Raw genomic sequence first — 14015 nt, forward strand, 5'->3', positions numbered from 1 at the left:
GTTCAAAAGACTCCAGGAACTTTCTGTTTAGTACAGCCTGATTTTTTTCAGGTCAAAGGAAGGGATTAATTCTTCTTCCATCGCCCGTCCGAGCAGGGTTTCCACAGCGGCGTACCCGTCTTCACCGAGCTTGCGGGTGAATTCGTTAACATACAGCTCGATGTGGGACTGGGCCACCTCCGGTGACATCTCCTGGGCATTTTCCATGACAAAATCACTTGATGCCTCCGGATGCTCCCAGGCGTATTCCACAGATCGCCGGGCATTGTCTGCGAGCACCTGCGTATCTAAATGGCGGCGGGCAATAATTGCTCCAAGCGGAATCGGGAAGCCCGTGTCCCTTTCCCACCAGCTGCCCATGTCCTCTACAAGCGAAAGGCCGTAATTATGATACGTAAATCTGGCTTCATGAATGACAAGACCGGCATCTATTTCGCCGTCCCTCACCGCCGGCATAATATCATCGAAAGGCATCACCTTAATTTCTCCCACACCTTCAGGAATCACTTTGGATGCCCATAAGCGGAACAGCAGATAAGCCGTAGACCGTTCACTTGGCACTGCCACCGTTTTTCCGATCAAATGTTCAGGCGTTTTTTCACCTTTTGTTAATACTAAGGGGCCGCAGCCGTACCCTAGGGCACCGCCGCTCGGAAGAAGAGCATAATCTTCAAGCACCCACGGAAGGGCCGCGTAGGAAATTTTCATTACTTCCGGCCCTTCTTTGTTTGCGGCCCAGTGGTTGGTAATATGAATATCTGCAAATGTGACTTCCGGAGCTTCTGTATCCTTTAACAGCCCATGCGTCCAGGCATGGAACACGAACGTGTCGTTGGGACAAGGGGAAAAAGCTATTTTCATGATGATGTAACCTCCTGCAATATAAGTACAGCCGACCGCAGAGAATCCAGTGCTCCCGGTATATCCCAGGCATCCCTGTCTCTCGGTCCGACTTCATTTGATATGGCCCGTATTTCCATTACCGGAACCCCGAAATGGCTGGCGGCCGCTGCCACGCCGTAGCCTTCCATTGCTTCTGCCGCAGCATCTTCATATAAAAACGCCCGCTGGTTCACCGTCGCCTGTGTACCGGTCACGGTCGACACAGAAAGCACCGGAGCTTCAACAGCCGAAATCCCCTGCTCCGCAAGACGCCGGACTAACTCAGGCGTGTACTTTTTCTCTGCAGGGAAACGTGTCGGCCCCAGCCCAAGCTTTTCAAGCGGTGCGAATCCTTCCTCTGTTTCCGCCCCCATATCCGCGGCGACGATTTCACTGGCTGCCACAATATCACCCAGCCAGGCTTTATCCGGAAATGCGCCCGCAATCCCGGCGTTTATAACTAAATCATAGTTATGCTCAGCAAGCAGCAGCGATGTCTGTACACTCATCTGCGCCGCTCCGACACCGCCTACCTGCACCTCCCAGGCATCTTCTGCCTCCGCTGCTGCCTGCAGGGCTTCTTTTTCCGCCTCCACAGAAACCATTACCAGTACAGATGGTTTTTTCTTCATGCGCACCCCTCCAAGCCGTAATCAAGCCTCTGCTGTCTGCCTATAAAAAAGACACGAGCGCAGATGGCTCCTGTCCTTTTATTATGAACCTTTTATGATGAAATTTCCAGAAATGCGGTAACAGCCGCCGCGGGAATTAACGCAGTTTCTCCCACTCCTCTTCGAGCATGCTCATTTCCACAAGGGACCAGTAGGTGTTTCCTACGAGACGAAGATCCCGTTTTACGCCCTCGCGCTGAAAACCGGCACGCTCATAGCAGCGCAAAGCGGAAGCGTTAAAATCAAAAACTCCGAGCGCGACCCGGTGCAGCTGCAATTCGTCAAAGGCGATCCGGCACACCTCCCGAACCATCCACTGCCCGAGACCCGCCCCACGCATCGTTTCATCTCCCACGAGCACCTTGCCTATCCGCCCGGAACGATCGTGGTAGTTAATGGCTCCAAGCGATATGTGACCGACAGGAACCCCCGTTGTTTGATGCAGAGCAGTATAGACAAGCCTTTTGGGATTATCCCCCTCCTGCTGCATGCGATAATCATCGAGCTGTTCTGCATCCAGCGGGTATGTAAACGCTTCTCCGCTCCACTGCTTTAAAAAATCGGCCGACGGCACCCACTCGATTAACTTGTCATAATGCTCCCGTTCAAAGGGCACCAGCTTTACCTCAGCAATCGTATTATTCAATCCAAACACCTGCCCTGTGTAATGTTATCTGTCTATCATATGCGATACAGATAACCGGCAGCAACCTTCTTCAAATAAAAAACCGGCGCTGCCTGCGCCGATTTTACTTAAGATGCTTCTTCTTTATTTAAGGAAGCAAATACGTCTACCCCATTAGCTTCGAGATATTCGATCGCTTTTCGCACAGGCAGTTTTCCGAGTCCGAATTCATGCTTAACCACTTCTTCGATTTCTTCAATCGACTGCAGTTCTCTTTTTTCCGTCGTTCCGTCCGGATGATAGATGCGCACCCGGTTATTTTTCAGCGTAATGTTTCGAGTCGGCTGCCACATCTGCAGTCTCAGAAGTGACATAAACATAGCGTCTTGCCGGTGGGAATGGCTCACCATATCATCGAGATATTTTTGGCTTCTCGGCAGCCCTGCATCAAATACCCACTGGTCTTTTGTCAGCTTTCCTTTTATATACCGTTTGAATTCATACAGATGGTTTTCTTTGTCCACTGGACTGATGACAATCTTTTCGTCGTGATACATATAAATGTTCCGATCGGACCTCTCCAGGCGTACCGGGGAAAAAATCGGCGCTGAAACGGCACAGTCCACGAGAATATGCTCCCCCTGCAGCCGGACGACAGTCGCGATGTGTTCCGGCCCCATATTAATATTATAAGCATCAAAGCCTAAATCCTGAAGTATATCCGTGACTTTCTGATTAACGGTAAAACACGTTCCCCCGAATTTGTATTTTTCGAAGTTATCGACGAAGCTCTGCGTGTCCGGCGTATAATTTTCCCAGGCATTTTCCCGGTGGTATATTAGTTTGCTCGCATTTTCAAACGGAAAGGTAAACAAGTGAGCGTTCATAATTTTTGCCAGATAAGAAAAAGAAGGTTCCTCCACCGTCAAATGTAGGGCTTCCAAATAACTCTTCGTGCTGCTTTTAACCATGTTCACCACTCCTATTTATCTGAATTATCTAAATATATTATTTATTGACTGCCTTCTCAGATTTCTACCATACCATTTTTTTCTGAAAATTTCGATTAATTTAGCAGCGATATTGAAAATACTTTGTTATATTTTCTGTCATCTTCTTCTCTTATTCATGTTATTCCTACATGCCTTTCCATTAAAACCTATCCAGAAGAAAATATATGTTAAATAACTTAACATAAAATTAAAAAAGAAGCCGTTTAACGACTTCTTTACTGCTTTGGCACACGTATCCCTAAAGCTGTGACAAAACTGGCGGCGTAAATCAAAGCGAGAATGCCGAAGGCCCATTCGACAGATACAGCCTGGCTTACTGCGGTACTGAGCACCGGGCCGATGCTGGCCCCGATAAATAAAATAAATGTATACAGCGAAGTTGCCACGCCTCTCACTTCAGCCCCCACCTGATTGATGAGCGCGATGATCGCAGGTACGATCAATCCAGCTCCAGTCGTAAACAGCACGCTCCACGTTACCAAAAGCCATAAGCTGTCGGTAACGATCATCAACAAAAGTGAGAGCGCCCCGATACCGAGACCTACGCGAAGGATAAACGGACTTCCGACACGCTGGCTCCATTTCCCCGTAAAAAAAGCAACACTGATGCCGAGCAGCCCGGCAGCGCGGACGTATAAAATATCACCCTGGCTCAGCTGGAAAGCGCCCTGCAGATACTGTCCGAGTGAGGAATACATCCCCACAAAAACCATAAGCACCGACAGAGTGACTATAAAGCAAAGCATCAGGCTCTTATTTTTGGTCGCTGTCTGCAGCTGGGAGAAAAAAGAAGGCTCACCGCCCGTTTTTCCTTTCGACGGATCTACCGGAAGCAGACGCCACATTAAAACAAAGGTGAGCATATAAACAATGCCGAGCAGCAAAAAGGCCCAGTGCCAACTGGCTGCCTGCATGGCGGCACTGCTCCACGTCTGGCCGAAAATCCCGGCAATTAGAAAGCCGGCACTAATAAACCCGATAACCGAACCTCTCTTAGCCGGTGCAAACATATCGCCAATGTAAGCCAGCGCTACCGGTGAAAATGAAGCCGCTGCCAGCCCCTGGAGAGCCCGGCCGATAACCAGCGCAGAAAAGGTCGGCACGAGACCTAGCAAAATGGTGACGACAGCGAGCACAAGCAGGCCTGTGACGATCGTACGTTTTCTGCCCACCCGTTCCGACAACGGACCGTACAGCAGGCAGCCGGCCGCGAAAAAAACTGAAAAAATACTCCCTGCCCAGGCAGCTTCGCCGGCAGAAATATCGAACGCTTCCGAAAAAGTTGGTATCAGCGGTATCGTCATGTACAAACTCGACATCACAATCAGCCCTGACCAAAATAAAAGTCCGGTCGTCAGCCGTTCTGAGCGGAATTCACTTGTTTCATACTGCATGTGCTCTTCCTTCTTTCGAGTAATAGTTTTCCATTTCGGGTTCGTTTCATTTCTTCGAGCAAAAAGAATAGAAATGAAGAGATTAAAGAATTTAAATACTATGCATGACGTGATCGGAAGCGGCAGCGGTTCGGCGGGTATTACCGCTGCCGGAAGCTATCGAGCAAAATTTAAAAGAAAGCGGCATTCAGTATTTCGTTTAGCTTTTTCGGGAAAAAAATACATGACGGGCTTCAAAATAGTCATGACTGAGGTCGAGCAGCCCGTATGAAAACATCGCCGCCTTTCGCTTGTCCGTCGGCGACCCCGGGTTAAACATCAACGTTTTTCCGGCATACCGTAAGTAGGGAATATGAGAATGGCCGAAAATGATAATGTCTTTCTGGCCGGGGGCAAATGCTTCTCCGGCCCTTTTTTCAGTCGTCCCTTTCTCTCCGTGACCATGTACGATACCGATACGCCATCCTTCAAGAACGACTTCCTCTTTCTCCTTCACGATAGCTTTTATATCCTCTCCGTCAACATTTCCGTATACACCGGTAACCGGGGCATACTGCCTTAGGTCTTTCCACACGTCCGGGCTCTGCCAGTCTCCGGCATGAATAATGTAATCAGCTTCTGCAAATGCTTTATAAAGCTCCTCCGGCCACTCTTTTGCCTTTTTAGGCATATGGGTGTCAGCAATCACAAGTATTTTCATTTAATCCTCCTCATGAAAAAGAGCTCCGAATTATCGGAGCCCCGTTTCTGTTATTCAGGATATTCCTGTACGTCTGCAGAATTATCGGCTGGCGTATCCGGCTTGCGGACAATAGCCATAATGCCTGCCACCACGAGCAGAATAAAATGCACAATTGCAAACAGGTTAACCGCTATAAACCCGGCAATCGCTGCTGCAAAAAATAAAATACCGGAAGCGACAGCACGTTTATTGCGCTTCAGCAAAAAGACGCCTATCACCGCAAGAATTGTTGCAATCGCCGAAAAGATAATCAGGCTGATACCGAAGGCGGTAAACTGAGCTGCCATATCCTGAGCATTCAGCGTTTCTCCCCCTTCTTCCTGAATCATCCGATTTGCTTCTTCTAACGCAGAAGCGTCTACAAATAAAAGAACAATCCCTAAAATGATGCCAAGGCCGCTTAAAACAGCCGCGATAATTCCAAGCACTTTTTCTGACGTACGTTTCACCATAGGCGCACACTCCTCTTCATTTACTCTCAATTATTTTGTTCCCTATCTGCACCGGGCTTCAAACAACTTTCCTTAACCGGTTACGCTGATTTCTCTTTTTTTGAACATCCACACTGCAAACCCCATAAAAATCAGCCAGTACACAATCAGGACGATAACGGAAAAACCAAGCGTCATGCTTTCCACCGGCGGCCCTCCACTTGTAAAGTACTGATTCAGGTTCGTATTTGCAAACAGCAGAAACTTCGGCCAGTCATAGGCCATAGCCAGAGTGCTTGTTACACCGGCTCCCACCACATATAACAGAACGCTGATCGCAATCGCCATCGCTTCACTTCGGAAAATCGCTGAAATGGCAAATGCCAGCGTCGCAAGCATGACAAAATTCACTGATCCGGTCAGATAATCGATCGCCAGGGCAAGCACCTGCGGCCGTTGCTCGACTTCCCCGTCCGTATAGATTAGTTCTGCTGAAGACTCACCGAAACCGAAGAAAAGAGCCCCTAAGATAAACGAGACACCAAAGAGAAATGCGAGCATCCCCAGGGCGTAAAGGAGAACTGTAAGATATTTTGAGAACAGTATCTTTATCCGGGACGGCGGGCGGACCAGCAGCAGCTTAATCGTCCCGCTTTTAAACTCAGAAGAAATAATTGTAGCCGCTATAATGATGACGAAGATACTCAGCAGATCAAGCAAGGCTGTATTTGTGCTCATGAATGACCAGACATTCTCTCCAGTAGCCTGCTGTGGAGGAATATCATTTTGAATCCGGTATTCATTTTCCGCAATTCTCTGTTCATAGAATTCCGCCGAAGACCCACTCTCTTCCAGAGCCTGCTGGTACTCAGCGTTCTCCTGCTCCAGTTGGGCTTTCCACTGTGCTTCCGAGGGAAGCTGCTCAGCTGAGGGCTGATTGGTGATGGAATAAATGAGAACACCAATCACCCCGACCAACAGAATTGCTGCCATCACCCAAGTACTGATGCGCCAGAACAGCTTCATCCATTCATTTTGTATCAGGCGGATCATGAGGATTCCTCCTTCGATGTCGCTTGAAGAAAGCGGTCTTCGAGCGTTTGTTTATCCTCTCTTGCTTCATAAAGGTCGAACCCGGCTTCCATTACATAACGCAGAAGGGCAGGAACGTTCTCTTTTTCTATGTAAATCGTCAGCCGCTGGTCTGCTTCTTCAATTTTCAGGTCCGGATAAGCTTCTTTTACCACCTGCACCGCAGCTTCCAGTTTCTCCGGCCCGACATCAATCTGGTATGGCAGCGGCTGATTTTCTCCACCCGCGACACGCTGATCTTCAATGCTGATCAGCTTACCGTCCTGGATAATCGCAAAACGATCACACATCAGCTCCATTTCTGAGAGCAGATGGCTCGAAACAAGCACCGCAAGCCCTTCCTCCTCGGCAAGCCGGCGCAGGTAAGCCCGCACCATTCGAATTCCTTCCGGATCCAGGCCATTGGTCGGCTCGTCTAAAATCAACAGTTTCGGCCGGTGCAGAAGCGCCTGGGCAATACCGAGCCGCTGCTTCATTCCTAAAGAAAAGGTGCGCACTTTTTTCTTTTTCACATGCTCCAGCTTTACAAGCTCGAGCAGCTCGTCAATGCGTTCCTGATCTACTTTCCCGTTCATCCGGGCAAAGTGGATCAGATTCTTTTCCGCCGTTAAATGATTGTACATTTCCGGATTTTCCACGATGGCTCCGATCTGTTTAATCGCCTTCGCGTATGATTTTTGGATGCTGTAGCCGTCGATAAGAATATCCCCCGACGTGATAGGGGCAAGCCCGACCATCATACGAATTGTGGTTGTTTTCCCCGCACCATTCGGTCCAAGGAAGCCAAAAACCTCTCCCGGTTCGACAGAGAATTTTAAATCCTGGATGATTTCTTTACCGCGAATACGCTTATGTACGTCATTCACTTCTAAAATCGATGACATGGTTTCCTCTCCTTACTTATAGGCATTCAACCCGTTCATTTTCCTATTTTTGGAATGCGGGTGTCAATGTTTTCTTTCATTTTTTACGTAATACACCTCCGTGCGTTTCAAAAAGCCGGCTCCCGCTGTATACGGTACCGGCTTTAAAGTAAATTTTCTTATTTACTAAATGTCAGCTGTTTTTTCCATTTGCGGCTGATTGATTTGAAATTTTGACGCCATTTCCGCGCTTCCTGTTCCTCCAGGTTCCATTCAGCCCCTGCTGTAAGAAACAGCTCAACTGCATCCTTCCAGCTGCTCCACCCTGCAGCATCGCTGTGAAAAAGCAAATAACCATCCGGCCGTATGAGCATGGATTCCCCTGGCCCGATCAATTGCCGGAACTCCCTGCTTAAATGTCTTTCACTCCAGCATAGAATATCATCAGGCTGCCCCATCGTCGGTGTCGGCGACACTAGTGCAGGCTGTACCATGCTCCCAAAATACGGAGCGGATTTGCGGATCCAGCGCTTAATAAACGCATATTCCTTGTCGATCCGGCTGCCGCTCGTGCGCATCACAAATAAAAATTTCCCTTCCTGCAAATGCTCATATAACCTGGTTTTACGATTTTCAAAATCCGTTAATGCTGCGTCGGGTACCCGGTCTCCTGGATGAAGTGCCCCTGCGCGCCTGAGTTCTTCTTTCAGCGGCGGCGCCGATGCCCGGTATCTCACCGACAAATGCGACAGTCTCCGGATAAAGGCCTCCGGGAGCTGTTCAATCATCTCCACCATTTTCAGCGTGCGGTTTCTTGCCTGAACAGCAATAGGCTTTTGCACAGCCAGGCTTCGAACCGTCCAATCCGTCGTCCGGTTGACTTTTCTCGCAACCGGAAGCCGCTCAGCCTCGTATGACTTAAGCAGCGTTTCCGGGCAAGCCCTCGCGCATACCATGCCAAGCTTCCAGCTTAAATTAATGCTGTCCTGGATGCCGAGGTTCACACTCTGGCTTGTCATCGGGTGATGGGCATGCGCCGCTTCACCGACTAAAAAGACATCACCCGCCCGAAATTCCTTTGCCTGATGGAACACAGCCTGCTTCGACTGTACCGTAACCGCCGTTTGCATCGACAACGGGAGGCCAGTGATTTTTTGGTAGAGTCCCCGCAGAGAGGCTTCTGTATTTTCAAGTCGGGTGTATGGCTCCTCGCGGTCGACCATCATGATTCTCGCCTGATGACCGGGAAGATCTGCGGCAAACATAATTCCCTTTTTATTAAACATCATGGACGGGGCATTGTTTGTCAGCCGCTGCTCTGTTTTAACATCTGCCATCATTAACTCAGAGCCGCCATCCATTTTGCATTTAATGGAAGCAAGCTGCCGGACAACACTGTCAATCCCGTCAGCCCCAACAACATAATCAGCAATTATCCGCTCTTCCATGTTATTTTTTTCGACTATCGCTTCTGTTTTTAAACCATTCTGCTTCAGCTTCGTAATGCGCATGCCCCATTCCACAGACGTTTTCACCAATGCACGCTGCAGCAAACGCTGCACATCACAGTTAGCCAGCGACAATACAAACGGATAAGGAGATTCATCTTTCAAAAAATCGAAGGAAGGGGTAAAAATCTGTTTTCCTTCATAATTGAATTCCAGTGAATGATAAGCTATTCCTGTCTCCAGCAATGGTTTTGCCAGTTTAATGCTTTCGAGCACTTCAAGCGTCCGCGCATATAAAAGCAGTGCTTTCGGTTCATGGGCAGGAGATTTCTGTTCTTCAAGCAGCCGGACATTTACATCATAGCGTTCCAAAGCCCGTGCCAGCACAAGTCCTTCGATGCTTGTCCCGGCGATAATAATATTTGTATGACTCGTAACCATCTCTCCAGCCCCCATCCTCTTAAAGCTCTTTATGCACTGTAACCCGCCTTGGTTCATATCCGATTTTTTTATAGAAGGCTTCTGCTATATAATTCTGCGCCAGATAATCCAGCTCAAGTCTATCTGCTCCGTAGTCCCGCGCAGCATACTCCGCCTCTTTCATTAAAAAAGCCCCAACACCCTGACCCTGATGTTGATCTTTCACAACAATCTGATAAATGTAGCCATAGTGCGAAGGACGTTTAAAATCGTTGCCTTTTTCTTTGCGAAGCTCAAGCCAGACGTACCCCAGCGGTTCGTCGTCTTCTACAGCAATAAAAAACATGTGGCAGTCGTCAGCGAGCTTTTTTTCAAAATACGATTGAGCCGACGGCTGATCGTAAGGGAAGAAAAGTTCAGGATGAAGGTTTACGTGCCATTCGTGCAGCGACTGATTCAGCCGGCTGAGCAGCACCGGGTCTTCTGTTCTTTTAATATACATAACCACTCCCCCTATTCAGTATCCTTCGAGTTCTTTTCCTCCACTATCTTCTTTCTGCACTTTTCCATATCCTTCTCCTGTCAATAAAAAGAGTCCCCGGGCATGACCATTCCAATTTTTTATACATCTTTCGAATGAAGCTGTATAATTATTTTACCATTATTATACAAATTTTTGCGCATAATTTCGTTGTTTAGGATATTTTATGTTAAAGTATAAAAGGTTTATGCTTTTAACCTCGTCTACTGATGGGAGGACACGAAATGTTTTCAATGGTCGCAATTGACTTGGACGGCACTCTTTTAAACAGTGAAAACCAATTAGATGACAAAACGATACAAACACTTGAAACAGCCGTCGAAAACGGAATTGATATCATTATCGCTACAGGCAGAGCCCACTTTGACGTATGGAACATTCTTAAAAATACTTCTCTTCATCCGTGGGTAATTTCTGCAAACGGTGCTGCTATTCACTCTCCGGACCGTGAGTTGTATATCTCTGTACCCCTTCCAAAAGAAACAGGCATGGAAGTACTTTCATGGCTTCATCAGCAGGAATTCTATTATGAAGCGTTTACAGAGAAAGCTATTTACACTCCTCACAACAGCCGGGAACTGCTTCAAATCGAGCAGGACCGGATCAAAAGCTCCAACCCCCACGCGGATACAGCTTCCATGCAGAAAGCAGCGGAACGACAGTACAGCCAAATCGGATTTTCTTTTATTGAAAGCTACCTCGATCTGTATGATATGAAAGTTTCCCTGTATAATATTTTGGCCGTCTCTTTTATCGGAGAAAAGCGCCGGGCAGGCATTGACCATTTTAAACATCGGGAAGATTTAACCCTCGTTACTTCGGGTGATCATAATTTCGAGGTTGAACATACAGGAGCTTCGAAAGGACTTGCCCTTGAAAGACTTGCTACAGAGCTTGCTGTACCGTTAAAAGATACCGCCGCCATCGGAGACAATTACAATGATATCACTATGCTTGAAACCGCCGGCTATGCTGTCGCTATCGGAAACGCTGTGGATGAAGTCAAAGCCATGAGCGATCATATTGTTGGCACAAACGATGAATACGGCGTCGCGGAAGCTCTTACATACATGTTGAATTCTTAAATGATGCATTTTTTCATCTGTCTATACCATACCACGTGCTCGTACATTTTCGTCTGCCTTTTCGAAATATAAACAGAGGTGCTGAAACTTCACTGCATGAGCCGGGATCCGAAGAATTTTTTTGGATCCCGGCTTTTTTCATAAAAAAAGCCCGTGCCTGAAAAGGCACGGGTACAAGTTGTGAGTGGATAATGCATAAAATTAAATTGGTGATTGCGCAAACGGTGGTACTGCTTACGCTTCTTCTTGTGGTACTTTATAGCCAAGTCCTTCTGCAATACGGCGTCCGTAATCCGGATCCGCTTTGTAGAAGATTTCTAATTGACGCTTAATAATTTCATCCTTACGGACTGGTTTCATGTGGCCCACAAATGCATCAACGAGACGCTGCTTTTCGTCCTCGCTCATCAGGCGGTACAGATCGCCAGCCTGCGTGTAGTGATCATCGTCAGGGTAAGGTGTGCTTGCAACCTTGCCTTCTACATCAAACGGGCTGATTTCTGCTGCTGCGTCTTCAGTAGGACCACCGTAGCTGTTCGGTTCATAGTTCTTCGAACCGCCTCCGTTGTCATCTGTGCGCATGAAGCCGTCACGCTGATAGTTGTTTGTGCCGCTTACTGGTTTGTTAACCGGAATCTGCTCATGGTTGGCGCCTACGCGGTAACGGTGGGCGTCAGAGTAAGAGAACAGACGTCCCTGCAGCATTTTGTCCGGAGAAGCCTCGATACCAGGTACAAAGTGGCCTGGAGAAAACGCAGCCTGCTCTACTTCTGCGAAGTAGTTTTCAGGGTTTTTGTTTAATGTCATACGGCCGACTTCAATACGTGGATAGTCTTCTTTCGACCAGATTTTTGTAACATCAAACGGATCCCATTTGTACGTGAGTGCTTCTTCGTAAGGCATAACCTGTACATACAGTGTCCAGGAAGGATAATCTTCTTCTTCGATAGCATTGAACAGATCTTCTGTATGATAGTCCGGGTTTTCACCAGCTATTTGATTTGCTGTTGGCTCATCAAGGTTTTTAACGCCCTGATCACTGATAAAGTGGTATTTTACCCAGAATGCTTCTCCCTGGTCATTGACCCACTTAAACGTATGACTGCCATAGCCATTCATGTGGCGCCACGTTGCTGGAATACCACGGTCACCGTGCAGATACGTGATCTGGTGCAGCGACTCTGGAGAAAGGGACCAGAAGTCAAATGCCATATCCGGATCTTTCAAGTGCGTCTGTGGATCACGTTTTTGTGTGTGGATGAAATCCGGGAATTTAATAGCGTCACGAATAAAGAAGATCGGCGTGTTGTTACCTACGAGATCGTAGTTGCCTTCTTCTGTATAGAATTTTACAGAGAAACCACGCGGATCACGTACGGTGTCCGCTGAACCGGATTCGCCCGCCACTGTGGAAAAACGGATGAACATCGGTGTTTCTTTTCCTTTTTCGCTTAAGAAATCAGCTTTGGTATACTTGGAAATTTCGTCGTTTGTCACTTCAAAAACACCATGAGCACCGCCGCCTTTTGCGTGAACGACACGCTCAGGAATGCGCTCGCGGTTAAAGTGAGCAAGTTTTTCTAAAAGGTGTACGTCCTGAATAAGAGTCGGGCCTCTGTTGCCTGCTGTCAACGAGTTCTGGTTATCTCCAACTGGAGCACCTGAACCGGTTGTTTGTACATTTTTACGATCAGCCATGCTTTCATCACCTCTTAATTATTTTCATATCCCATATGATAACATACCCCACATAAAAATCAATATTATTTTATAACAATTTTAATCTGGGGGTTCGCTTTTTAATTGCCTTACACTTTAAAAACAGCTTAAATCCTTTAAAAATCGTTGTTATCCTCGACTCAATTGAATATCTGCCCTTTTAATTGAAAATCACAGCGGCTCTCCGGCGCTCTGAGCGAAAGAGCAGGTTTATTCATTTAGTAATCGTGCTCTTGCTCTTTTTATTGGCTTTATTGCAAAAATTCTCTGACTTCTTCTACGAATCGTTCATGCTCTTCAACGTTTATTCCATGACCCGAGTGTTCATATTCCACAAACCGGCATGAAGGAATCAGGTCAGCTATCTCTCTTCCGTATTCCGGCGGATTCAGGCCATCGTATTTCCCGCTGATCACGAGCGATTCTGCCTCTACAAAAGGAAGCTGGTCACGGAAATCAAATCCCTTTAAAGCATCAGACGCTGCCTGCTCTTCTTCGGCATTCAGCTCGACGGCCCGGTCTTCGATCTGCTTTGACCAATCCTGTACCTTACCAATATCATGATAGATATACATCGAGGCTTTATTTAATTTTTCACGGTGGGAAAGACCGCTCAACTCAGCTTCATGCTCAGCAAACAAGCGGGCAGTGGAAGATGTTTTTCCATGCGCTTTCGGTGCTGTCAGCACAAGTTTCGCCACTCTTTTTGGAGCTTCAACAGCTACACCCTGAGCGATATAGCTGCCCATTGAAACACCGACCAGATGAGCTGATTCAATGTCAAGCTTGTTCATCATGTGCAGTACATCCTGTATATGATCTTCCAATGTATATGCTTTAGGCTTGTCCGACCTGCCGTGCCCTCTCATATCAAGCGCTATAACGCGGAACCCATCTTTCAACTGCTCCATTTCACGTTCAAACATCGTATGATCTCCAGTCAGCCCGTGCAGAAAAATAACAGGATAGCCTTGTCCGGCTTGTTTATAATACAGAGTGACTTTGTCCGCACTGCTCATAGTCGACATTTCTTCCATCCCTTCTAAATTTCACATTGGAAAAATTGTACCATAAGATATTTCCGGGGTG

Annotated in this window: 14 protein-coding genes; 1 reads left to right on the forward strand and 13 read right to left on the reverse strand. The window is 47.4% G+C overall.

The window, feature by feature from the left end:
• Positions 1–27 precede the first annotated feature (27 nt).
• The 11 genes from BLV22_RS08525 to BLV22_RS08575 all read right to left on the reverse strand — a co-directional run bounded on the left by BLV22_RS08525 (position 28) and on the right by BLV22_RS08575 (position 10083).
• Positions 28–861 carry a 1,4-dihydroxy-6-naphtoate synthase gene (locus BLV22_RS08525; RefSeq protein ID WP_091613932.1) on the reverse strand — a complete coding sequence of 278 codons (834 nt, stop codon included), beginning with the start codon at positions 859–861 and terminating at the stop codon, positions 28–30.
• A complete protein-coding gene (locus BLV22_RS08530) occupies positions 858–1514 on the reverse strand; it encodes a futalosine hydrolase (protein ID WP_091613934.1) in 657 nt (218 codons plus the stop codon). Before BLV22_RS08530 ends, BLV22_RS08525 begins: the two co-directional genes overlap by 4 nt.
• 136 nt (positions 1515–1650) lie before the next feature.
• A complete protein-coding gene (locus BLV22_RS08535; RefSeq protein WP_245724055.1) occupies positions 1651–2199 on the reverse strand; it encodes a GNAT family N-acetyltransferase in 549 nt (182 codons plus the stop codon).
• Between the two features lie 107 nt (positions 2200–2306).
• Positions 2307–3149 carry an arylamine N-acetyltransferase gene (locus tag BLV22_RS08540; RefSeq protein WP_091613938.1) on the reverse strand — a complete coding sequence of 281 codons (843 nt, stop codon included), beginning with the start codon at positions 3147–3149 and terminating at the stop codon, positions 2307–2309.
• A gap of 257 nt (positions 3150–3406) precedes the next feature.
• Positions 3407–4585, reverse strand: a complete 1179-nt coding sequence (locus tag BLV22_RS08545; RefSeq protein WP_091613941.1) for an MFS transporter — start codon at positions 4583–4585, stop codon at positions 3407–3409.
• A 199-nt stretch (positions 4586–4784) separates the two neighbouring features.
• Positions 4785–5285, reverse strand: coding sequence for a metallophosphoesterase family protein (locus BLV22_RS08550; RefSeq protein ID WP_091613943.1), 501 nt, complete (start codon positions 5283–5285; stop codon positions 4785–4787).
• Positions 5286–5335: 50 nt separating this feature from the next.
• Positions 5336–5779, reverse strand: coding sequence for a DUF4064 domain-containing protein (locus tag BLV22_RS08555; RefSeq protein ID WP_091613946.1), 444 nt, complete (start codon positions 5777–5779; stop codon positions 5336–5338).
• Between the two features lie 72 nt (positions 5780–5851).
• Positions 5852–6811, reverse strand: a complete 960-nt coding sequence (locus BLV22_RS08560) for an ABC transporter permease (protein WP_091613948.1) — start codon at positions 6809–6811, stop codon at positions 5852–5854.
• The gene (locus BLV22_RS08565; protein WP_091613951.1) at positions 6808–7734 is read right to left on the reverse strand and encodes an ABC transporter ATP-binding protein; all 927 of its coding nucleotides are present in this window, start codon (positions 7732–7734) and stop codon (positions 6808–6810) included. The genes BLV22_RS08560 and BLV22_RS08565 overlap by 4 nt, the downstream gene beginning before the upstream one ends.
• 158 nt (positions 7735–7892) lie before the next feature.
• Positions 7893–9602 (reverse strand): FAD-dependent oxidoreductase, encoded by a 1710-nt coding sequence (locus tag BLV22_RS08570; protein ID WP_176967719.1) that lies wholly within the window; start codon positions 9600–9602, stop codon positions 7893–7895.
• A 19-nt stretch (positions 9603–9621) separates the two neighbouring features.
• Positions 9622–10083 (reverse strand): GNAT family N-acetyltransferase, encoded by a 462-nt coding sequence (locus tag BLV22_RS08575; protein ID WP_091613957.1) that lies wholly within the window; start codon positions 10081–10083, stop codon positions 9622–9624.
• A gap of 263 nt (positions 10084–10346) precedes the next feature.
• Between BLV22_RS08575 and BLV22_RS08580 the strand changes: the two genes are divergently transcribed.
• Positions 10347–11207 carry a Cof-type HAD-IIB family hydrolase gene (locus BLV22_RS08580; protein WP_091613960.1) on the forward strand — a complete coding sequence of 287 codons (861 nt, stop codon included), beginning with the start codon at positions 10347–10349 and terminating at the stop codon, positions 11205–11207.
• A gap of 234 nt (positions 11208–11441) precedes the next feature.
• Here BLV22_RS08580 and BLV22_RS08585 read toward each other — a convergent pair whose 3' ends face one another.
• Both BLV22_RS08585 and BLV22_RS08590 read right to left on the reverse strand, forming a co-directional pair.
• Positions 11442–12905: a catalase gene (locus BLV22_RS08585; protein ID WP_091613962.1), complete on the reverse strand. Its 1464-nt coding sequence runs from the start codon at positions 12903–12905 to the stop codon at positions 11442–11444.
• Positions 12906–13177: 272 nt separating this feature from the next.
• Positions 13178–13954, reverse strand: coding sequence for an alpha/beta fold hydrolase (locus BLV22_RS08590; protein ID WP_091614279.1), 777 nt, complete (start codon positions 13952–13954; stop codon positions 13178–13180).
• Positions 13955–14015 lie beyond the last annotated feature (61 nt).

The sequence above is a fragment of the Marinococcus luteus genome, assembly GCF_900106595.1.
Lineage (GTDB): Bacteria > Bacillota > Bacilli > Bacillales > Marinococcaceae > Marinococcus > Marinococcus luteus.

Excerpts from the sequence above, each read along its gene's own strand:
- BLV22_RS08575 (WP_091613957.1), bottom strand. The coding sequence starts at position 10,083 with ATGTATATTAAAAGAACAGAAGACCCGGTGCTGCTCAGCCGGCTGAAT.
- BLV22_RS08545 (WP_091613941.1), bottom strand. The coding sequence starts at position 4,585 with ATGCAGTATGAAACAAGTGAATTCCGCTCAGAACGGCTGACGACCGGA.
- BLV22_RS08560 (WP_091613948.1), bottom strand. The coding sequence starts at position 6,811 with ATGATCCGCCTGATACAAAATGAATGGATGAAGCTGTTCTGGCGCATC.
- BLV22_RS08585 (WP_091613962.1), bottom strand. The coding sequence starts at position 12,905 with ATGGCTGATCGTAAAAATGTACAAACAACCGGTTCAGGTGCTCCAGTT.
- BLV22_RS08530 (WP_091613934.1), bottom strand. The coding sequence starts at position 1,514 with ATGAAGAAAAAACCATCTGTACTGGTAATGGTTTCTGTGGAGGCGGAA.
- BLV22_RS08550 (WP_091613943.1), bottom strand. The coding sequence starts at position 5,285 with ATGAAAATACTTGTGATTGCTGACACCCATATGCCTAAAAAGGCAAAA.
- BLV22_RS08580 (WP_091613960.1), top strand. The coding sequence starts at position 10,347 with ATGTTTTCAATGGTCGCAATTGACTTGGACGGCACTCTTTTAAACAGT.
- BLV22_RS08565 (WP_091613951.1), bottom strand. The coding sequence starts at position 7,734 with ATGTCATCGATTTTAGAAGTGAATGACGTACATAAGCGTATTCGCGGT.
- BLV22_RS08525 (WP_091613932.1), bottom strand. The coding sequence starts at position 861 with ATGAAAATAGCTTTTTCCCCTTGTCCCAACGACACGTTCGTGTTCCAT.
- BLV22_RS08590 (WP_091614279.1), bottom strand. The coding sequence starts at position 13,954 with ATGTCGACTATGAGCAGTGCGGACAAAGTCACTCTGTATTATAAACAA.
- BLV22_RS08555 (WP_091613946.1), bottom strand. The coding sequence starts at position 5,779 with ATGGTGAAACGTACGTCAGAAAAAGTGCTTGGAATTATCGCGGCTGTT.
- BLV22_RS08570 (WP_176967719.1), bottom strand. The coding sequence starts at position 9,602 with ATGGTTACGAGTCATACAAATATTATTATCGCCGGGACAAGCATCGAA.
- BLV22_RS08540 (WP_091613938.1), bottom strand. The coding sequence starts at position 3,149 with ATGGTTAAAAGCAGCACGAAGAGTTATTTGGAAGCCCTACATTTGACG.